The sequence below is a fragment of the Algoriphagus yeomjeoni genome (assembly GCF_049821175.1).
GTDB lineage: Bacteria > Bacteroidota > Bacteroidia > Cytophagales > Cyclobacteriaceae > Algoriphagus > Algoriphagus yeomjeoni_A.
On the sequence record NZ_CP187512.1, the window covers coordinates 2,748,092 to 2,767,294 of the forward strand.

The window sequence follows — 19,203 nt, forward strand, 5'->3', positions numbered from 1 at the left end:
CGAAGGCCTTTCAACTTTAGTAAAACTTTGTCCTCGACTCCGCTCGGACTGACATGAATCCTGATAACTACTAGCCGTTCGATTGATAATAAAAAATAATACCTCAGATTCTTATGTATATAATATTTTTATATATTTGAAGAAGCTAGGTAATACAGCAATCTCATGTCGAACAACAATCTGATCAAGGGCTCTCTTCAAACCATCATCCTCAAACTTCTGGAGGAGAATGAAAAAATGTATGGCTATGAAATCACCCAGCGGGTGAAGGAACTGACAGCAGGTGAAATCAAAATCACCGAAGGAGCACTCTATCCTGCTTTGCATAAGTTAGAAGCCGAAGGATTGCTTAGCACCGAGATCCAGCAGGTGGATAACAGAATAAGGAAATACTACAGCCTCACCCAAAACGGCCAAAAAGAAGTCACCAGCAAAATGTCTGAACTACAAGGCTTCGTAGAAAATCTCCAACGAATCCTAACTCCAGACCTTAAACCAGGTTTCAACATCTGATTTTTTAACTAGAATGGAAATGAGAAAGCTATCCGAACAGGAACTTGAACAAGTAAAAAAGGCCATTTCGGCGAAGGAATTGACTTCGGCAGAAATCCTATTGGAGATCTATGATCACTACGTGAGTCATTTGGAGCATTTTGAGGAAGAGGAATTCGAAGAGGAACTGTTTGAGTTGGAAGAAAAATTCAATTACGCCTATTGCCACGCGCTTCAAGCGAAATTCATCAAGGCAACAAAAAAAGAGATCTTCAATCTTCAGTGGTCAATTTTCAAGACCTATTTCACCTGGCCTAGATTTGCTGCAACTATAGCTTTTCTTGTATTCTTACTCAGTTTTTGGGACACTATTGATAATAGATCAAAGGCAATATCACTTCTTTTGCCACTTGCCTTTACAGTTCTATTGACTGGATGGATTTACCACAAATCATACACTAAGGTCACTAAAATCAAGAAAACAATACTTAGTAACAAAAGAATCGAATCGTCTTATTTAAGTACGATCATGATACAACTCTCTTTGTTTACCTCATCTTTCAACTTGCTGATCTTGGTTCCAAAAATCCTTGACATACCCAACTTCATGGAGAGCATTTTCTTTCTTCTGGTGAGTTTCAGCTTATTTATAATCTACACGAGTTATAGCCTAACGCTTTTTGAAGCCTGGAAGATCAAATCTAAAACCGCATTGATATGAGAAAACTATCAGAAGAGGAACTCAAATGGATTCACACACGATTGAAAAGTCTTCATATCCGCTATACAGAAGTATATGAGGAAATATTTGATCACTACTGCACAACATTGGAGAATACGCCTGAATTGGAATCTCCGCGAGCTATTGCTAAGCTCAACCAATCCTTTGCTTGGTCGGTAGTAAAGAATATGGATAAGGAGTTGGAGAAAAATGTATCCAAGCAGATGAATCTTGTTCAAATTGCATATCTCAAATTCTGGAACTTTGGATCGAAAGGATTTCTTGTTGTTTTAGGTGTAGTGATTGGAGTAGTTTTGTTTTTTGCAGTCGTCCCAGAAACTGAGCTCTTAATCAGTTTACTAATCATCGTTTCTGTTGGGTTGATAATCGCAAAATATATTCTTCAAAAAAATCTTCCTTTCACGCTAAAGCACAAACCTATAGGCAGTTGGCCTGCATCGGTAGCGAAAAGAATTAGTCTTTTTGGAAACGTCTATGTATGGATATATATTATGCCCAAGATTTTTTTGGAGGATAAGACTTTAGCAAGTCCACTATTTTCAAATGCAGTCCTGATACTTACTTTATTCGGAATTCTATATGCCGCCAGCTTGGTAGCAGTCGCATTTAACTCACCTAAATCAAAACTGATATGAGAAAGTTGACTTCCTTTATCACAGCATTAGAAATGAACAATACATCCAAACTTCATTCAAATTGAAACTAACTGCCGACCAAATCGCCAAAATCGAATCATCACTATCTGATGGGAACATTTATTATGATGATATAAGGGCAGAATTAGTGGATCATATTGCGTCAAGAGTAGAAGACGCTATGGAAGCAGGAATCCCTTATGAAAGGGCTTTAATAGAAGTTAGAAAAGAGATTAACCCAGCTACTTTTCAAATGAAGCTTTTGGTAGCTTCTCACTTAGGTTTTGTTAAAACCATAGCTTCAAATATGCTGAAAGGATCAGTTGTATTGAAAGGTATTTTACTGTTTGCAGTTTGGGTACTCATCATTAATTTCTTTGAATACAGTCCTGAAGTTGCAGAAAAGCACGTAAAAACTATATCCATTAGCACTACACTAGGATTGGTATTGATGTGGTTTTGGGCAGGACTATTAAAAAACTCCCAGACGCTATCTGTAGGAAACACACTATGGCTTATGATCTGTATTTCTCAATTTGCGCTCAACCTTGATCTAATAGTTTGGCTTGGCCTATCCCCTCAAATCGGTATTTACATGATCACTTTTTTACTTTCACTTCTGTATATAGCTGGACTTTCTGAGGTAGTGTTGCAAACCAAAAAAGTTAGGACAACTTGAAACTCTCCCCTTCCCAAATCGACACCCTTAAAAAACTGATTTCTTCCAAAGGTTATCCAGAGATAGACCTGCAATATGAGATCTTAGATCATGTGGCGTGTAAGGTAGAAGTGCTTTTGGAGGAAAAGCCCGAAATGGCCCTTGATGATGCCTTTCGAAAAGTCCACAGCGAATTTGGGATCTTTGGGTTTTCTGATTTGGCAGAGTCTTATACCAAAAGCATAGAAAAACGCTATCGAAGATTCTTCTGGGAGGAATTGAGAGCCTTTTTCACAAGCTATAGAATCATTTACCCAGCAGGAATCGGTTTTATCTTGTATTGGTTGAGTTTGAACACCAGACCATTTGGTTATGAATTTAGTATTCTATTTTGGGGAGTCATGGTCTTTTTTATAGGTGCAATCTATATTTTCATTCGCTTATTTAAAATCGACAAAGGCCTGCAAAATTACCTGGTTTTCAAAAACTCTACGAATTGGCTCGTGATTCTAAATGTATCCATGCAAGTCAACATTCATGCATTACGTTATATAGAAAGTCCAATCATCCCCATTGAATTTACTTGGATAGGAATTGGAACATCAATAGGACTGGCTATGATTGTATTATCTTTCTTATCAGTTTTTCTCCTTCCAAGAGTTCTGGACAGATCCATAGCCGAAACCAAAAAGCTTCAGGCGATTTATGAATCATAATTGATTGGTAGACCCTTGCTGCCAAAAGCCTGGCCACATCAAGAACACTATTCAATTCACGGTATTTCAGACTTTTAACCTTAGATTTTATAATTCCGTAACCTTACTCCAAAATATTATTTGTACTTTTGCGCCTTCAATCAGGCAAACCATGCAGAATATTCGGAATATCGCGATTATCGCACACGTTGACCACGGCAAGACTACACTCGTGGACAAAATCATTCACGCTTCTCAGATTTTCAGAGAGAACCAGCAGTTTCAGGATCTAATCCTGGACAACAATGACCTGGAACGTGAAAGAGGAATTACCATTCTTTCAAAGAACGTTTCCGTTCGCTACAAAGACGCAAAAATCAACATTATCGACACCCCTGGTCACGCCGATTTCGGTGGTGAAGTAGAGCGAGTATTGAAAATGGCTGATGGTGTGATCCTTTTGGTGGATGCATTCGAAGGCCCTATGCCTCAGACCCGATTTGTATTGGGTAAGGCACTTGATCTTGGACTGACTCCAATCGTCGTAGTAAATAAAGTAGATAAAGAGAACTGTCGTCCTGACGAAGTTCATGAGTCAGTTTTTGAATTGATGTTCAATTTGGACGCTACCGAAGAGCAGTTGGAATTCCAGACGCTTTACGGTTCAGCTAAGCAAAACTGGATGGGTCCTGATTGGAAAAACCCTACAGATACTATTTTCCCTCTTTTGGATGCAATCTTGGAACATATTCCTGCTCCAAAAATCGACGAAGGAACGCTTCAGATGCAAATCACCTCTCTGGATTACTCCAGCTTCGTAGGTAGAATTGCTATCGGTCGTGTGAAAAGAGGCTCGATCAAAGAAGGTCAGCAAATCGCTTTGATGAAAGCTGATGGTTCTATCAAAAAAATGAAAGTAAAAGAACTTCATACATTTGAAGGTCTAGGTAAGCTAAGAGTAGAAGAAGTAGGTGCTGGTGATATCTGTGCCGTAACAGGCATCGAAGATTTCGAGATCGGCGATACTATCGCTGATGTGGAAAATCCAGAAGCTCTTGCTAGAATCTCTATCGATGAGCCTACCATGAATATGCTTTTCACCATCAACAACTCTCCTTTCTTCGGTAAAGAAGGAAAATTCGTGACTTCCCGTCACTTGAGAGATCGTTTGATGAAAGAGACTGAGAAAAACTTGGCACTACGTGTAGAGTCAACTGATTCTGAAGATAAATTCTTGGTTTACGGGCGTGGTATTCTTCACTTGTCAGTTTTGATTGAAACGATGAGAAGAGAAGGGTACGAACTTCAGGTAGGTCAGCCTCAGGTAATTTTCAAAGAAATCGACGGTGTAAAATGCGAGCCTATCGAGACCTTGGTAGTAGATGTACCTCAGGAAACTGCGGGTAAAGTGATTGAATTAGCAACTCAGCGTAAAGGTGAATTGCTGATCATGGAGCCAAAGGGCGATCTTCAGCACTTGGAATTCAACATTCCTTCCAGAGGTTTGATCGGTTTGAGAAACAATATGCTTACCGCTACTCAGGGTGAAGCAATCATGAACCACAGGTTCACATCCTACGAGCCTTTCAAAGGAAATATGCCAGGCCGTACCAACGGTTCCTTGATCTCTATGGAAGGCGGTCAGTGTACTGCTTACGCAATTGACAAACTTCAGGATAGAGGTACATTCTTCGTAGATCCAGGAGACGAGCTTTACACAGGTCAGGTTATTGGTGAAAACTCCCGTGACAATGACATTGTGGTAAATGTGCAGAAAGGCAAGAAATTGACCAACATGCGTGCTTCAGGTTCTGACGACAACGTGAGAATCGTACCGGCTAAGAAGTTCTCTTTGGAAGAGTCTATGGAATACATCCAAAAAGATGAGTACCTAGAAATCACTCCTAAGTCTATCCGAATGAGAAAAATCTATTTGGACGAAGGCGAAAGAACCAGAATGGCGAAAAAAGACGCTTAATAGATTTTAGAACCAAAATTCTAGAGTCAGGATATAGAAATCCCTCATACGAAAGTTTGAGGGATTTTTTTTTATGGCGCTAGATGAATTTCTGTAGGACTATAATTTTCAGAATTGAATCTCGGGATGAATTGGAGAAGTATCATTTCATACTCCACGTTATCACGATAGTGTCCGTTAAATTGACATCCTTGATTTCAAATCCTGCTGACTGACCCTGACTACTGCCGTAGCCTACCACAGTCTCTTTTAGGGCTGTTCGATAAAATGGATTTGCCCTGGAATAATTTATTTCCTCCATCTGCCCGAGCACTTTTCCAGTATTCTGAGCAATTAGTTCGGCCTTGATAGTTGCATCCTGAATAGCATTTTTAATGAGTGCTTTTTTAAGCTCCTCCATTTTAGAATCTGACAGCCCAAAGCTAAAATCAAACTGTACGCTGGTTTCTCCCTCTGCAAAGCGGTTGATGATAGTACCTAGCTGTTCTTTGGAAAAAGGAAATTCAGCTTCAATGCGCTGAACCCCAATAAAACCATCTTTGGATCGTATATTATTATTGAAAATAAAATTTTCCCGGACATTGAAATTTGAGGTTTTGATATTTTCTTGTTCAAACCCCATGTCAGAAAGTATTAAATACAAACTATCGGTCTTCGAATTGAGCTGAGAAATTGCATTTCCAAATTTGGCAGCTTTGGTCTCGATAGTAATATTCAAAAATCCCACATCAGGTTTTTCACTTATTTCTCCAGTACCTTCTACAGAAATCGTAGTATTTTGCGCGTTGGCAACAGAGGCACAAATGAACAATAGTATCGCTATCAGGCCAGTTTGTTTAATTCCAATCATAAATTATAGTTAGTTTTTATTTACCAAAACTGATGAACCTCTTCTCTGATATACTTGTCGTAAATGGTCTTTACAGCAAGCATTTGCTCATTAGTCAAGGGTGGAAGTTGTCCAGCATTGACATTTGATTCCAGTTGTGACGATTTAGAGGCTCCAGGGATCACTACACTTACCTCATCGTACATTAGAATCCATCGCAGTGCAATCGCAGCTAAAGCTCCTTCTCCTTCAAACACGCTCCTCAACTCCTCAATCGCAGGAAATGCTTTTTCCAACGGAACTCCAGAGAAAGTTTCGCCCTTATCAAATGCTTTTCCATCCCGATTGAAATGTCGGTGATCATCTTTTGAGAAAGTTGTTTCAGGTGTTATTTTCCCTGAAAGTAACCCACTCGCCAAAGGTACCCGGACGATCAATCCTATGTTTTTGGCAAACGCAAGCCTAAAAAGTTCTTCGGCTGGTTTTTGCCGGAACATATTAAAAATCACCTGAACTGTAGATACCACATCATATTCCATGGCCATCTTGGCCTCCTCTACTTTCTCCACACTGACACCCATAGCTGCGATTTTCCCTTCCGCTCTCAACTTCTCAAACAACCCAAAAACCTCATCTCGCTTGTATACCGAAGTAGGCGGGCAATGCAGCTGAATCAAATCCAGGCGATTCAAACCAGTATTCCGCAAGCTATCCTCCACATGGCGACGTAGTTTTTCGACAGAATACGTTTCATTGATATGCGGTTGGATGCGCCTTCCACATTTGGTAGCCACATAGATCTTCTCTGATCTTTGTCTTACAGCCTCTCCTACCGCTGCCTCGCTGAGTCCCGCATCATACACATCCGCCGTATCGATAAAATTAATCCCCCTATCAAATGCAGCATGTAGAATATCTTCGGCTACTTTCGGATCAAAAGGAGACCCCCAGCCACCACCTACTTGCCAAGTTCCCAAACCTATCTCAGAAATTTTCCAACCGGTTTTGCCTAAAGTTCTGTAATTCATGCTGCTGATTATTAATATTAAAAAGAGGTTAATTTTGGAAATAGAAGGCTAAATACTCACCTATTATCTAAAAGTAATTTAAATATTTATCTTTAGAATCACGGTTCAAACCGATATTTGCCCGTAAGAATAAACCTTCTAAGCCTTAAGCCTAAAATCAAATCAAATGAAGACAAGACGACAATTTATTAAAACAATCGGCGTGGCAGGTGCCACCGCTGTCTTACCTATAACCACAATCGCTAAAGAAATGGCAAAACAAAAAATGATTCATCAAGTATATTTTTGGCTTCACGACACTGCCAATACACAAGAATTTCTTACTGAAGCTGTTCCTATGCTTGGTCGTTGCAAAACTGTTGGCAAATTCATCGCAGGCACACCTGCAGCCACAGAGGATAGAAACGTAGTGGACCATAGCTTTCAAGTCGCTTGCACTGCATATTTTGACAGTTTGGAAGATCAGTTGGTATACCAAACAGATCCTACACATTTAGAGTTTATAGAAAAGTATTCACATATGTGGAAAAAAGTCCAAGTTTACGATATCGCTATCTAATCTAAATCTAAAAGCACCTCTCACTCGTAGTTAATAAAGTTAACAGCTAAGCATGGCCTTATGAAAAACTCAAAATGGATTTTCGGACTAGTAATCATTCTCTTTTGGTCATGCCGTGATAAAGAGGAGATCGTTCCTGACCCTCAATCCGATCTAGTGAGAGGTGCTATTTTTGAAGCTATGCAAGAATGGTATTTCTGGAATCAGGAACTCCCGGCTGTAGTCAACACAGCTGATTATGCTTCAAATGAGGAATTACTGAATGCAATTATTTTCAAGCCACTCGATAGATTCTCCTATCTCACTACACAGGAAGCGTTTAATAATGCATTTGTAGGAAGAAATGCTGGCCATGGCTTTGGCTTTGCTTTCGATGCCACGGAGAGATTATATTTAACTTTTGTTTATGATCAAGCTCCCGCAGGTCTTGATGGCTGGCAGCGTGGCTGGGAAATTTTAGAAATTAATGGAAAACCCTTATCAGCCTACAAAACAGCCTCCGGAGGATATGATTTTCAACTTGGGCCTACCGATCCAGGGATCACAAATTCCTTCACCTTCAAATTACCGGATGGTTCTATTACCACTAGATCAAATGTAAAAGCAGAGTACCAATCCAACTCGGTATTGCATCAAGAAGTCATAGATGTCAACGGTAAAAAAGTTGGGTATTGGGTGTACCAAAGTTTTAAAGCTACAGCAGGTCAGTCTCCTACCAAAAGTCTAGAGGTAGATGAATCAATGGCATTTTTCACAGATGCAGGAATTGATGAGTTGATCATTGACTTGAGATACAATGGCGGAGGTTCGGTGGCAGTCGCAGAGCAAATCAATAATTACCTGATTCAGGCTTCCAATTCGAACAAATTAATGTACACGAATAAGCTGAATTCCTTGAAAACTAATCTTGAGAAATCTGTGAATTTCAAGAAAATCGGAAGTTTGAATTTGGACAACTTGATCTTCATTACTTCTAGAGGCTCTGCCTCAGCGTCCGAATTGGTCATTAATTCATTGAACCCGTACGTTGATATTACCTTAGTCGGAGATAACACTTTTGGTAAGCCAGTGGGTTCTTTCCCACTTTCGAGCTACTACAATACCCTCAAAGACAACAATGTAGAGCTAGTCCCTATTACATTTGCTACTGCAAATGCTGAGGGCAAAGCTGATTATTTTGATGGATTTCCTGCTGATTTTTTGGTGGGCGATTCTCCTCAATTCAACTGGGGTAATCAAGCTGATCTTCGCTTAGCTGCTGCACTGAATGTTATTGAAAATGGTGCCGTTGGAGGAAGACTTCTGAATACTTATTACAGACCAAAATGGGAAATGATTGATCAGTTTAAGGGTTTGAAGCAGGAATTCCCAGCTTACTAAATAAAAGGCCTGATCATGAACTAGCCCCCAAAGTTAGTCGTGGTTTGTGTCTCCACAAACCACTAAATATCGAATCTTACTTTTTCTGATGACGATCGATGAGGACATCCATCACTTCGTCTAATTCATAGCCTTTCGCTTCCAGCAAAACCAGGTAATGGTAAAGCAAATCCGCAGCCTCACCCATAAATAGCTCCTTGTTGTCATCTTTGGCTTCGATCACGATCTCTACAGCTTCCTCTCCCACTTTCTGAGCGACTTTATTAATGCCTTTGGCAAAAAGTGAAGCTGTGTATGAAGTATCAGTTGGATTGTTTTTTCTGTCTTTGATAATGGCTCTAAGCTGATCGATAAAACCAGTTTTGGAGGAATTTACCTCATCAAAACAAGTATCTGCTCCAGTGTGACAAACTGGACCTCGGGGATTGGCTTTCACCAATATTGAATCATTGTCACAATCAGAAGCCATACTCACCAACTCCATGAAATTCCCGGAAGTTTCTCCCTTTGTCCAAAGGCGATTTTTACTTCGGCTAAAGAAAGTTACCATTCCTGTTTCATTAGTCTTGGCAACAGCCTCCTCATTCATATAGCCTTGCATCAGCACTTTCCCGCTGATCGCATCCTGAACTATGGCCGGGATTAAGCCATCCATTTTCTTAAAATCTATATTCATATCCTTTCTAACCTTTGGGGTTTCCAAAACCCCGAAGGTTTTGACTACTTATAATTCTTTCCTTTTTATTACGCAAACCTTCGAGGTCTTATAGACCTCAAAGGTTACCTCATTTCCTAATACTCACTTTTTCATCCACTAAATATCTCTTTAACTCAGGAATTCCTATTTCTTTAAAGTGAAAAATGCTTGCTGCCAAAGCCGCGTCTGCTTTGCCAAAGGTAAACACATCCTTGAAATGTGCCATTGTCCCGGCTCCACCTGAAGCAATTACAGGAATGGAAAGTGCAGAAGATATCTCTGCAAGCAACTCATTGGAGAAGCCAGCCTTCGTACCATCGTGATCCATAGAGGTCAATAAGATCTCTCCAGCACCTCGATCGCAAACCTCTTGTGCCCAAGCTTGAGTCTTCAGTAAAGTAGCTTGTCTGCCACCGTGCGTATGTACAAAGTCAATCCCATCCACATTTCTTGTGTCAATTGCCACGACGATACATTGAGAGCCAAACTCAGCTGCCATTTCGTTAATGATTTGAGGGTTTTTCACAGCGGAAGAATTAATGGAAATCTTGTCAGCTCCTGCGTTCAAGAGCACTTTCACATCTTCAATAGTAGAAATTCCGCCGCCTACTGTAAAAGGAATATTGATTGCTTTAGCAACTTTAGTCACGAGTTCGGCTAAGGTTTTACGCTTATCTACGGTTGCAGTGATATCCAAAAACACTAATTCGTCAGCTCCTTCGTCAGAGTAGATCTTCGCTAACTCCACCGGATCACCCGCATCACGAAGCTCTACAAAGTTCACTCCTTTGACTGTTCTGCCTTCTTTGATGTCCAGGCAGGGGATTATTCTCTTTGTTAACATATTGTAGTTCTCAATACTTCACTATTCATTATTCGGCGTTCTTCATTCATTATTTGAAATTACGATTTACGACCTCAATCGTAGCATTAACTTTCTTCCCTATCTATAACCATTCAAAAAACTATACTTTAGAAAAAGAGGATTGAAGTTCAGTTTAATCTCGTAAATCCAAACTCGTAATTCGTAAATACACTAGTAAATCAAACAAAAGCTGCCAATTCCTCCAATGTCACTCTTCCCTCGTAATACGCTTTTCCAACAATCGTCCCATATACACCTATTTTCTCCAGTTCTTCTAAATCTTTCACAGACGAAACACCGCCACTTGCGATTAATTTCACACCTGGAATCTCTTTCAAAATATCTATATATAAATCAACTGAAGGCCCCTGAAGCAAACCATCTTTCGCTACATCGGTACAGATCACATAGCTAATACCCTTTGCCACATAGTCTTTGATAAAAGGAATCAAATCCACTGAAGTAGTCTCTTCCCAACCCCCAACAGCTATTTTTCTATCCTTTGCGTCAGCTCCTAAGATGATTTTTTCAGATCCGTAAGTTTTGATCCAAGCCTGAAATAGCTCAGGATTCTTTACGGCAATACTTCCACCTGTCACTTGCCTGGCGCCTAACTCAAAAGCCCTTTCTATTTCCTCATCAGCTTGGATTCCTCCACCAAAGTCAACCTCCAAACTCGTACCTGAGCTGATTCGCTGAAGTACATCCGCATTTACGATTTTCTTGGCTTTGGCTCCATCCAAATCTACCAGATGCAGTCGTTGGATCCCTGCACCTTCAAAGCGCTTGGCCATTTCCAGCGGGTCATCGTGGTATTCTTTTTTACTGCTGTAATCGCCCTGACTAAGTCGGACACATTTTCCTCCGATGAGGTCGATTGCTGGGATTATTTGCATTTGGATTGAAAGATTGGAAAATTCTAAAATTGAAAGATTATATTATTAGTAGGGCTTCGACTTCGCTCAGCCTGACATTTATCGAACGTTTGAAAAGGGCATAGCGCTTGTCACACTGAGCGAAGTCGAAGTGTCATTACAATATTTTAAAGAGAAATAAAATTCTCCAACAACTTCTCTCCTACCAAACCACTTTTCTCCGGGTGGGCTTGGATGGCATAGTAGTTATCCCGATGGAGAATGCCTGAGAAGTCATGGATGTAATGCGTCTGGGCGATGGTAAACTCACTCACCTCCGCATAAAAGCTATGCACGTAATACACAAAAGGGTTGGCTGGTAAATCTATCAACAATGGATTGTCGGCCAGATTCTCCAATTCATTCCAGCCCACATGTGGCACCTTGAATTCCTGGGAATTCTCCGGCACAAAGCGCTTTACTTTTACAGGAAAGATCCCCAAGCATTCCGTATCATTTTCCTCAGAATGCTCACAAAGCAACTGCAAACCCAGACAAACACCTAGAAAAGGCTGTTTCAGGTCTTTGATCAAGGTATCAAGCTTTCGCCCCTTCAAGTACCGCATTGCTGTACTTGCTTCTCCTTGCCCTGGAAAAATTACTTTGTCTGCTGTTCGGATTACTTCTGGATCATCCGTCAATTCAGCGTTTGCACCTAGCCTCTCCAAAGCATAGAGCACCGACTGCACATTGCCTGAGTTATATTTTATTACTGCTATTTTCATTTTTAAGATTCAAGATGCTAGACACAAGACAAAAGATTCAAGACTATGATCCTCTTTGATCTTATCTTAGTCAAATAGCATATTTATCAATTATATCTTTACTCAATCTCATCAATTTCGATCGATACAGTTCATTCAATTCAATTATCTCTTTTTCGTATTTGATGAGTATATCAATTTTATATTTCAACCTATCTGACCCCAGAGGATAATCATCTAGCTGGTTGTCGTCTTCAATAAATTCCTGTGAATTAAAATTCAAAGGTTCAATATCAATTATCCATCTGAAAATTTTAGCCATAATGTGAATTCCCAAAGGGAAAGCGATTTCGTTGCTTAAAATTCTTCTTGAATTACTCACCAAATCTCCAATCAATTTCTTCTTCCGTTCTAATTCGTACTCAGTCATTATTCGATTTTCCAGATATTCAAAAATAAAGCTAGACCTAAGACTGCAACATCTTATGTCTAGCGTCTAATGTCTATTGTCTTTTCTCTAAAAGCATCTCCTCCAGCACTTCTTCTATCTCTGGAAGGGACTCGTAAAGTTGCTCGTAACTCTCAATCACAAAGTATTTATCCTGAAAGCGATCTTTCCAGTATTCCTGATTCATAATCTTCCGCACATCATATTCCAGATGCGCTGGTTCATTTGAAAGGCTGAATTTAGTCTCTCCAGCCGAACTTAGGATACCTGCACCGTATATTTTTAACTCACCATCCTCACGGATCAGACCAAACTCTATCGTAAACCAATAAATTCTACTCAGTAACTGAATCGCCCAAGGGTTATCTATGTGCTTCAACGCTATCCCAGAGAGGTTTTCCAGAAAGTCTACATAGGGCTGATTTGTCAGTAAGGGCATATGCGCAAAAGCATCATGAAACATATCGGGCTCTTCCAAATAATCGAGCTGCTCCATGGTGCGAAGCCATGTAGAAGAGGGAAACCTCCTGTTATTCAGCAAGCCAAAAAATAGATCATCATCGATTAGACCTGGTACCACTTGCACTTCCCAACCCGTATTATTAGCCAAAATCTGATTCAACTCCTCAAAATTGGCGATTTTATGGGCGCTAAAATCAACCATCTCAACTCCTTCTAGGTACGCTTTGGAAGCCGCTTTAGGGAGATTTGGCATCTGTCTCTCGAAAAGAATTTTCCATACTTTAAAGTCCTCAGGCGTGTAGGTGTCGTACTCCTGCTTAAGGTTTTGAAGTCTAGGGTCACTGAAGACCCAGTTTTTTTGTTTGATGTTAGTGTTCATGGTATTTGGGTATATTCTATAGTTACTTATTCGGTTGTCCTGCTTCTCCAGAAGCAGGACGATAATCATATATTCAGATGCTGCTTCTGGAGAAGCAGCATAACTGGCCTAAAACCAAAAAAAGGCCCATTCCACTAGGAATAGGCCTCTATTTATTTTTACCAAAAATTCATAGTCATCCTATTCCTTCATTGAAGATGGTAGTGAGAATGATGAATGAAAGTTCTTGGAGTTGGATTCACTTGAAATTATTGTATTGAAATACTTCTTTAAATTTCACTCTGCTAAGATAGGCAATGTATGATCAAAAACAATTTCCTGTAAAATCTATCTATCTTTTCGAAGCTTCTAAAAAAAACAGAGCCCCCGAACGCTCGGAGGCTCCTGCAAGCAAAGAGTGAAGATTAAATTTATACTCAAAATTACCATTTTCTCTGTATGATAAAAATCATCCGCATACTATTTACTGCCTATTCTATCCTACTATTCTTTACTCTTCTAATCATCCTCGGAGCCTTTATCGTACTCCCTTTAAGCATTAGTCCAGCCGGTGGTAATGTATCCTTTCTGTTTATTCGTATTTGGGCGAGAATTTGGTCTTTCGGCTCTGGAATTCGCTTCGAGTTCCACGACAGGGACCTGATTGATCGCAATCGGCCTTACATCTATATTTTCAACCATACTTCCTTTTTAGATGCTGCCATCATTCCGCTTGCTATACCCCAGCAAGTTCGGGCTTTGGGAAAGAAAGAATTATCCAAAATTCCATTTTTTGGATGGGTAGTGGGCAAAGTAGCCATCTGGGTAGATAGAACAGATTCTGAATCAAGAAGAAAGAGTGTTGATCAGTTGGTGACTTTTCTTAAGCAAGGAATTTCCGCGGTGGTTGCTCCTGAGGGAACAAGAAATGCCAGTGATGCCGTACTTTTGCCATTCAAATCGGGGGCTTTTCGGCTTTCAGAAGAAACAGGGATTCCTATCCTGCCAATTGCTGTAATCGGAGCAAATAAGGTCATGAAAAAAGGATCACTTTTAATCAGCCCCGGCAAAGTGAAAATCTACTTTTCTAAGCCAATTTATCCGATGGAGATTTCTGAAACTTCAGTAAACGAGCTTTCGGAAAAGTGCCGCGCCAGGTTAAAAGCGATGATTCTCACAAATGAATAATCGGGTCCTTCGGCTCCTCCTCAATAGCATCAATAGTCAATTCTTCGAAAAGAATATAAACTGACAAATAGCTCATAGGAATGGTAACAAATAGCCCAACGATAAAAAAAAGAAATCCAGCAATATTGAGGGCCAGAAGAACTAAAAGGAAAAGGAAAAACTTAAGCCAATTTGTTTGAATCAGTTTACGACTGAGCTCCATTGAGGTCCAAAAATCAAAACCTCCGAAAATCACAAACAAGAGACAGAATAAATAACCTACAAGAAGGTAAACCCCAGGAACTATAAGGAGTACTATACCCCCAACGATTAAAATAGAACTGATCAAATTGGTAATAACCAGATCCCACCAATACTTAAACCCATCGAAAAAATTCTGGAAATCAAGATACTCTTTTTGGCTTTGTCGATTAGCAACCAAGTAAAAGCCACAGACTAGCGGCGGAGCCAAGAAGATGCTGTAGAGGAAGGTATAGTCTTTTAGGTATACCGCAAATCCAGCCTGAATAGCACCTACCAAAAACATAAAGCCAATATGGAATAAAGCCCGGGATTTGAACATCTCCCAGGCCTTTTCAATTATGTCTCCAATATTAAAATCTACTCCCGAATCTATGATCCGCTGAATTTTAGCTTGATTCATTTATCGTATTTACTTCGTGAAAGCCTCTAAAATATCATGCTTAGTGATGATATGAATCTGGTTTTGAGTATCTCTTACGAGCACTGCTTTTTCCTTTTCCACCATTGAAGAAAGTACATCCAACGTGCTGTCTAGTGCTACAAAATGCATGGAGTCCTCCATCACATCAGCGACATTCGCATCTTTCAAAGCGGGATTATCGATGATTCTAGCAAGCAGTTTATTGTCTGTCAAGCTCCCTACTACTTCGTCATTTTCCATTACTGGAATCTGCGAAACACTGGTTTTATTCATCAGGCCTATCGCACTTTTCACTGAATCAGTTTTTAGCGTAGAAACCAAAGAATAGGCTCCATTTCGCTGCGCAATGATATCCCGGGCAGTTGAGAACGTCTTATCTTCCAAAAAGCCATGGTTTCTCATCCATTCGTCATTATAGACTTTTCCTAGGTAGCGAGTTCCGTGATCCGGCAAAATAATCACCATCTGATCACCTTCCTTCAAGTTATCTTTTGCCCACTCCAATGCTCCATGAACAGCTGATCCACAGGACCAACCCACAAACAAGCCTTCTTCTCTAGCCAATCTCCGTGTCATCACAGCGGAATCCTTGTCCGTCACTTTCACAAAGTGATCGATCATATCAAAGTTCACATTCTTTGGAAGTATGTCTTCGCCAATTCCTTCAGTCAGATACGGATAAACTTCCTTCTCGTCAAAAATTCCAGTCTCTTTATATTTCTTAAAAACCGAACCATAGGTATCAATTCCAACAGTCACCACATTTGGATTTTGCTCTTTCAGATACTGAGCGGTTCCACACATAGAACCGCCAGTTCCTACTCCAGCAGCATAATGAGTGATTTTTCCATCAGTGTCATTCCAGATTTCAGGTCCAGTAGTCTCATAGTGAGCGGCTGTATTGGATAGGTTATCGTATTGATTGGGGTAGAAGGAATTCGGAATATCTTGATTCAATTTCCTAGCGATAGAGTAATAGGATCTTGGATCTTCTGGGGAAACGTTTGTAGGACAAACGATCACTTCTGCGCCAACGGCTTTAAGAATATCGATTTTTTCCTTTGACTGCTTATCTGCCATGGTGAAAATACATTTGTATCCTTTAGCGACAGCGGCCAGTGCCAATCCCATCCCGGTATTCCCTGAAGTACCTTCGATAATCGTCCCGCCAGGCTTGAGCAAACCGGCCTTTTCGGCATCTTCTACCATTTTGATCGCCATACGATCCTTCATGGAGTTGCCTGGATTGAAGTATTCTACCTTCACGAGGACTTCTCCTTTGATGTGTTGTGCAAGCTTGTTTAAACGGATCATCGGAGTATTCCCGATGGTATCAATGATTGAGTTGTAGATCATAGTCGGTTACATTTGGTCCTATTCTGTAACCAAAAATAAAGGAATTTTCTGGGGGATGCGATTATAGGAAAATTAAAACAGAATAAAATTCTGCCTTGTCAAACCAGTTATGAAAAAGAGAATTAATTTTCTGCAACTGAAAAACTGAATAGTGAGACTTGTTTATACCTCCTTAAACTCCAATCGCTTCATCACATCCAGCGTCACATGCATCAAAATAGCAGCTACGAAAAACATTCCAAACGTCCCGCCGAAAAGTGCCCAGACGAATTGCTTGGAAATAATAAAGGCTACTATACTGAAAACTAGAGCTGGTATTAATCCGAATACCAAAATGCCACCGATCATAAAGGGTTTGATCAACTTCCGATCCCAGCCTTCATCCAAAGCGATCTGGGGAATGATATTGATCCCAAATCCAACCAGGTAAAGCTCTAGGGTAGCAAATAAAAACAAAGGGATAATAAACCAATTTAATCCCGCTATCAGGACGGAAGGGATAATCAATGCCAAACAAAACAAGGTGATCTGCAAAATATCCAATTTGATCATATTCCAAAACTTCGAAGTCCAAGTAGCCGGAATCAGGATGAAAAATGGCTTTTTCAAGTCTCCTACATTTGCGCGGCCTATGCCAGCAAAGAAGTAGATAAACAGCAAAATAAGGAGATAGCCATAGAACACATAGTGTGAAAACCATTCAAAAAGAGACAAGCAAGCCAGTACTATTCCTATTCCCACCATGATCAGGGAATACAATCCAAAAAGCGGATGGAAATCCTGTCTGGAACTGTGTACGTAATTTCTCCAATAAAATGCTTTTGCACCGGATCCAAAGTCCGGCAACGCAAGCTTTTTCTTGGTGTTCAAACTGTATGAACTTTCTCCAACTTCCTTCTTTCCTTTTACTTTCTCCAGCTTCTCCTCGTTGGATTTGGTAGCCTCCAAGACATCTTCGTAGTAATATCCCGAAAATCTAATCACCAATTTTAAAATCACGAAATAGGAAATCCCATAAAGCAGGATAAAGCCAATGGAAATAATTGCATTTCCATGCACCAAGTAACTTGCAATGCCTCTACTCCAGCCGACTATTGGAAAGAAATCAAACCATGGAGAGGTGACCCAGGCGAACATTCCCATCCAGAATTTCTCTGCCATCAAGCCTGGAATTACAATCATGCTGGACAGTAAAACTGCTAAGACTATTACACCTGTACGGATATATTCCATCACATCGTACTTGGAGTTCAGGGTATAGACCAGGAATTTGATAGGAGATACGATGAAGAAAAATAAACCAGCAGCTAAAACCAGAAAGGTAAAATTCGCTACTGTCATCTCAAACGTGTCAATAGCTTGGCTCGAAGCATACCCCACAAAGATGATAGCTCCACCTAAAGAGGGTAAAATAGACCTTGCCATGTAGTAAATCAGGATATTCTCTGGCTTGACCGGCGCAGTAAAAAGCAAGTTTACATCAGCCATTTTGAAGAAGCTGACATTATTTTTTGTGGCTCTGAATAGCTGATAAATCAAAATAACCAAAGCCAATATCGTCACGCCGCCAATGATATTCTGCAGTGCGAAATTTACCTCCGGGATGCCATTGAGATCCAATTCAGGCATTTCCTGGGTGGAGGCATCATCGTCCCTGTTTTTTAAGCGCAGCCAATACATAAAGAATATGTAACCAGCTATACCTGCATATGGTAAGAGTCGGAGCGGATTTTTAAGAATAAGTTTGATATTATTGATCAGAATGAGGATATCCTTTCTGAACAACAGCCGGATTTCATTCATCTTTGGTCATTTCTAAAAACAGATCTTCCAGCGTGGTTCCCTCACCTTGGAGTGATTGTATCTTCAAGTTTGCCACTGTGTCATTTCCGACAATATTCCCATCTTTCAGAATCATCACCCGATCCGCAATAGCCTCAACACTGTCAATCAAGTGCGTACTGACCAGAATAGTCTTACCAGCTTCCTTCAATTCTCTAAAAACTTTCTTGGTATTTTTAATCGCCTTAGGATCTAATCCAATCATCGGCTCATCAAAAAATAGCACTTGCGGATCTGGAAGTAATGCACAACAAATCGATACTTTTTGCCGCATTCCTTTAGACAAATCGCGTCCAAGTTTATCTTTTTTATCCGCCAACTCAAAAAGTTCCAAGTATTCACCCGCTTTTCCTCGCCACTCTTTCACCCCATAGGCTTGCGCTACAAATTGCATGTGTTCTTGGACGGTGAGCAAATCATAGACATAAGGAGTCTCCGGGATATAACTAAAAAGACGCTTGGCCTCCACGCTTAAATGATCATATCCACCCAGTGTGATTTCTCCGGAAGTTTTGCGAAGCAAGCCAACAATGCACTTCATAGTCGTACTTTTTCCAGCTCCATTTGGTCCGAGTAACCCGACTACTTCTCCTCCTTGGAGTTCAAATGTGATATCATTGACAGCATTCTGCTTGCCGTAGGTTTTCACCAGATTGGTTACACTTAGCATAAAAGTAATTTTGAGATTTAACGCGAAGCAATTTGAAAT

The 19,203-nt window shown here is 40.3% G+C and carries 21 protein-coding genes; 9 read left to right on the plus strand and 12 right to left on the minus strand.

Annotation, left to right across the window (positions count from 1 at the left end):
• Window positions 1–165 precede the first annotated feature (165 nt).
• The 6 genes from ACPUEN_RS10855 (at window position 166) to typA (ending at window position 5,200) form a co-directional block, all read left to right on the plus strand.
• Window positions 166–513, plus strand: a complete 348-nt coding sequence (locus ACPUEN_RS10855) for a PadR family transcriptional regulator (RefSeq protein WP_425635904.1) — start codon at window positions 166–168, stop codon at window positions 511–513.
• A gap of 19 nt (window positions 514–532) precedes the next feature.
• Window positions 533–1,213, plus strand: a complete 681-nt coding sequence (locus ACPUEN_RS10860) for a hypothetical protein (RefSeq protein ID WP_425635905.1) — start codon at window positions 533–535, stop codon at window positions 1,211–1,213.
• Complete coding sequence (locus tag ACPUEN_RS10865) at window positions 1,210–1,869, plus strand: hypothetical protein (RefSeq protein WP_425635906.1); 660 nt, start codon at window positions 1,210–1,212, stop codon at window positions 1,867–1,869. Before ACPUEN_RS10860 ends, ACPUEN_RS10865 begins: the two co-directional genes overlap by 4 nt.
• 61 nt (window positions 1,870–1,930) lie before the next feature.
• Window positions 1,931–2,548: a hypothetical protein gene (locus tag ACPUEN_RS10870; protein ID WP_425635907.1), complete on the plus strand. Its 618-nt coding sequence runs from the start codon at window positions 1,931–1,933 to the stop codon at window positions 2,546–2,548.
• A complete protein-coding gene (locus ACPUEN_RS10875) occupies window positions 2,545–3,243 on the plus strand; it encodes a hypothetical protein (protein ID WP_425635908.1) in 699 nt (232 codons plus the stop codon). Before ACPUEN_RS10870 ends, ACPUEN_RS10875 begins: the two co-directional genes overlap by 4 nt.
• 151 nt (window positions 3,244–3,394) lie before the next feature.
• On the plus strand, window positions 3,395–5,200 hold the full coding sequence (gene typA / locus ACPUEN_RS10880) for a translational GTPase TypA (RefSeq protein ID WP_425635909.1): 1,806 nt from the start codon (window positions 3,395–3,397) through the stop codon (window positions 5,198–5,200).
• A 142-nt stretch (window positions 5,201–5,342) separates the two neighbouring features.
• Here the strand turns inward: typA and ACPUEN_RS10885 are convergent, their stop codons facing one another.
• Window positions 5,343–6,050: an SIMPL domain-containing protein gene (locus tag ACPUEN_RS10885; protein ID WP_425635910.1), complete on the minus strand. Its 708-nt coding sequence runs from the start codon at window positions 6,048–6,050 to the stop codon at window positions 5,343–5,345.
• Window positions 6,051–6,070: 20 nt separating this feature from the next.
• Window positions 6,071–7,057, minus strand: a complete 987-nt coding sequence (locus ACPUEN_RS10890; protein WP_425635911.1) for an aldo/keto reductase — start codon at window positions 7,055–7,057, stop codon at window positions 6,071–6,073.
• A gap of 166 nt (window positions 7,058–7,223) precedes the next feature.
• Between ACPUEN_RS10890 and ACPUEN_RS10895 the strand changes: the two genes are divergently transcribed.
• A complete protein-coding gene (locus tag ACPUEN_RS10895; RefSeq protein ID WP_425635912.1) occupies window positions 7,224–7,616 on the plus strand; it encodes a Dabb family protein in 393 nt (130 codons plus the stop codon).
• Between the two features lie 60 nt (window positions 7,617–7,676).
• Window positions 7,677–8,996 carry a S41 family peptidase gene (locus tag ACPUEN_RS10900; RefSeq protein ID WP_425635913.1) on the plus strand — a complete coding sequence of 440 codons (1,320 nt, stop codon included), beginning with the start codon at window positions 7,677–7,679 and terminating at the stop codon, window positions 8,994–8,996.
• 76 nt (window positions 8,997–9,072) lie between these two features.
• On the opposite strand, the gene hisIE is transcribed toward ACPUEN_RS10900, so the two are convergent.
• The 6 genes from hisIE to ACPUEN_RS10930 form a co-directional block, all read right to left on the minus strand.
• On the minus strand, window positions 9,073–9,672 hold the full coding sequence (hisIE, locus tag ACPUEN_RS10905; RefSeq protein WP_425640185.1) for a bifunctional phosphoribosyl-AMP cyclohydrolase/phosphoribosyl-ATP diphosphatase HisIE: 600 nt from the start codon (window positions 9,670–9,672) through the stop codon (window positions 9,073–9,075).
• Between the two features lie 109 nt (window positions 9,673–9,781).
• Complete coding sequence (gene hisF, locus ACPUEN_RS10910; RefSeq protein WP_425635915.1) at window positions 9,782–10,537, minus strand: imidazole glycerol phosphate synthase subunit HisF; 756 nt, start codon at window positions 10,535–10,537, stop codon at window positions 9,782–9,784.
• Between the two features lie 200 nt (window positions 10,538–10,737).
• Complete coding sequence (gene hisA, locus ACPUEN_RS10915; RefSeq protein WP_425635917.1) at window positions 10,738–11,454, minus strand: 1-(5-phosphoribosyl)-5-[(5-phosphoribosylamino)methylideneamino]imidazole-4-carboxamide isomerase; 717 nt, start codon at window positions 11,452–11,454, stop codon at window positions 10,738–10,740.
• 146 nt (window positions 11,455–11,600) lie between these two features.
• Complete coding sequence (gene hisH / locus ACPUEN_RS10920; protein ID WP_425635918.1) at window positions 11,601–12,197, minus strand: imidazole glycerol phosphate synthase subunit HisH; 597 nt, start codon at window positions 12,195–12,197, stop codon at window positions 11,601–11,603.
• Between the two features lie 70 nt (window positions 12,198–12,267).
• The gene (locus ACPUEN_RS10925; protein WP_425635919.1) at window positions 12,268–12,606 is read right to left on the minus strand and encodes a hypothetical protein; all 339 of its coding nucleotides are present in this window, start codon (window positions 12,604–12,606) and stop codon (window positions 12,268–12,270) included.
• 73 nt (window positions 12,607–12,679) lie between these two features.
• On the minus strand, window positions 12,680–13,465 hold the full coding sequence (locus ACPUEN_RS10930) for a phenylalanine 4-monooxygenase (protein ID WP_425635920.1): 786 nt from the start codon (window positions 13,463–13,465) through the stop codon (window positions 12,680–12,682).
• Window positions 13,466–13,903: 438 nt separating this feature from the next.
• Here ACPUEN_RS10930 and ACPUEN_RS10935 point away from each other — a divergent pair, with 438 nt between their 5' ends.
• Window positions 13,904–14,632: a lysophospholipid acyltransferase family protein gene (locus ACPUEN_RS10935; RefSeq protein WP_425635921.1), complete on the plus strand. Its 729-nt coding sequence runs from the start codon at window positions 13,904–13,906 to the stop codon at window positions 14,630–14,632.
• Here ACPUEN_RS10935 and ACPUEN_RS10940 read toward each other — a convergent pair.
• The 4 genes from ACPUEN_RS10940 to ACPUEN_RS10955 form a co-directional block, all read right to left on the minus strand.
• A complete protein-coding gene (locus ACPUEN_RS10940; protein WP_425635922.1) occupies window positions 14,619–15,275 on the minus strand; it encodes a hypothetical protein in 657 nt (218 codons plus the stop codon). The two genes, ACPUEN_RS10935 and ACPUEN_RS10940, sit on opposite strands and share 14 nt — an antisense overlap.
• Before the next feature lie 9 nt (window positions 15,276–15,284).
• The gene (locus ACPUEN_RS10945; RefSeq protein WP_425635923.1) at window positions 15,285–16,652 is read right to left on the minus strand and encodes a pyridoxal-phosphate dependent enzyme; all 1,368 of its coding nucleotides are present in this window, start codon (window positions 16,650–16,652) and stop codon (window positions 15,285–15,287) included.
• A 162-nt stretch (window positions 16,653–16,814) separates the two neighbouring features.
• Window positions 16,815–18,455, minus strand: coding sequence for a putative ABC exporter domain-containing protein (locus ACPUEN_RS10950; protein WP_425635924.1), 1,641 nt, complete (start codon window positions 18,453–18,455; stop codon window positions 16,815–16,817).
• Window positions 18,448–19,164, minus strand: coding sequence for an ABC transporter ATP-binding protein (locus tag ACPUEN_RS10955; RefSeq protein WP_425635925.1), 717 nt, complete (start codon window positions 19,162–19,164; stop codon window positions 18,448–18,450). The genes ACPUEN_RS10950 and ACPUEN_RS10955 overlap by 8 nt, the downstream gene beginning before the upstream one ends.
• Between the last annotated feature and the right edge of the window lie 39 nt (window positions 19,165–19,203).

Coding starts and splice junctions, on each gene's coding strand:
- hisIE (WP_425640185.1), bottom strand. CDS start 9,672: ATGAATATAGATTTTAAGAAAATGGATGGCTTAATCCCGGCCATAGTT.
- ACPUEN_RS10945 (WP_425635923.1), bottom strand. CDS start 16,652: ATGATCTACAACTCAATCATTGATACCATCGGGAATACTCCGATGATC.
- ACPUEN_RS10955 (WP_425635925.1), bottom strand. CDS start 19,164: ATGCTAAGTGTAACCAATCTGGTGAAAACCTACGGCAAGCAGAATGCT.
- ACPUEN_RS10885 (WP_425635910.1), bottom strand. CDS start 6,050: ATGATTGGAATTAAACAAACTGGCCTGATAGCGATACTATTGTTCATT.
- hisA (WP_425635917.1), bottom strand. CDS start 11,454: ATGCAAATAATCCCAGCAATCGACCTCATCGGAGGAAAATGTGTCCGA.
- ACPUEN_RS10935 (WP_425635921.1), top strand. CDS start 13,904: ATGATAAAAATCATCCGCATACTATTTACTGCCTATTCTATCCTACTA.
- ACPUEN_RS10900 (WP_425635913.1), top strand. CDS start 7,677: ATGAAAAACTCAAAATGGATTTTCGGACTAGTAATCATTCTCTTTTGG.
- ACPUEN_RS10950 (WP_425635924.1), bottom strand. CDS start 18,455: ATGAATGAAATCCGGCTGTTGTTCAGAAAGGATATCCTCATTCTGATC.
- typA (WP_425635909.1), top strand. CDS start 3,395: ATGCAGAATATTCGGAATATCGCGATTATCGCACACGTTGACCACGGC.
- ACPUEN_RS10940 (WP_425635922.1), bottom strand. CDS start 15,275: ATGAATCAAGCTAAAATTCAGCGGATCATAGATTCGGGAGTAGATTTT.
- ACPUEN_RS10930 (WP_425635920.1), bottom strand. CDS start 13,465: ATGAACACTAACATCAAACAAAAAAACTGGGTCTTCAGTGACCCTAGA.
- ACPUEN_RS10855 (WP_425635904.1), top strand. CDS start 166: ATGTCGAACAACAATCTGATCAAGGGCTCTCTTCAAACCATCATCCTC.
- ACPUEN_RS10865 (WP_425635906.1), top strand. CDS start 1,210: ATGAGAAAACTATCAGAAGAGGAACTCAAATGGATTCACACACGATTG.
- ACPUEN_RS10890 (WP_425635911.1), bottom strand. CDS start 7,057: ATGAATTACAGAACTTTAGGCAAAACCGGTTGGAAAATTTCTGAGATA.
- hisF (WP_425635915.1), bottom strand. CDS start 10,537: ATGTTAACAAAGAGAATAATCCCCTGCCTGGACATCAAAGAAGGCAGA.
- ACPUEN_RS10860 (WP_425635905.1), top strand. CDS start 533: ATGAGAAAGCTATCCGAACAGGAACTTGAACAAGTAAAAAAGGCCATT.
- ACPUEN_RS10895 (WP_425635912.1), top strand. CDS start 7,224: ATGAAGACAAGACGACAATTTATTAAAACAATCGGCGTGGCAGGTGCC.
- ACPUEN_RS10925 (WP_425635919.1), bottom strand. CDS start 12,606: ATGACTGAGTACGAATTAGAACGGAAGAAGAAATTGATTGGAGATTTG.
- hisH (WP_425635918.1), bottom strand. CDS start 12,197: ATGAAAATAGCAGTAATAAAATATAACTCAGGCAATGTGCAGTCGGTG.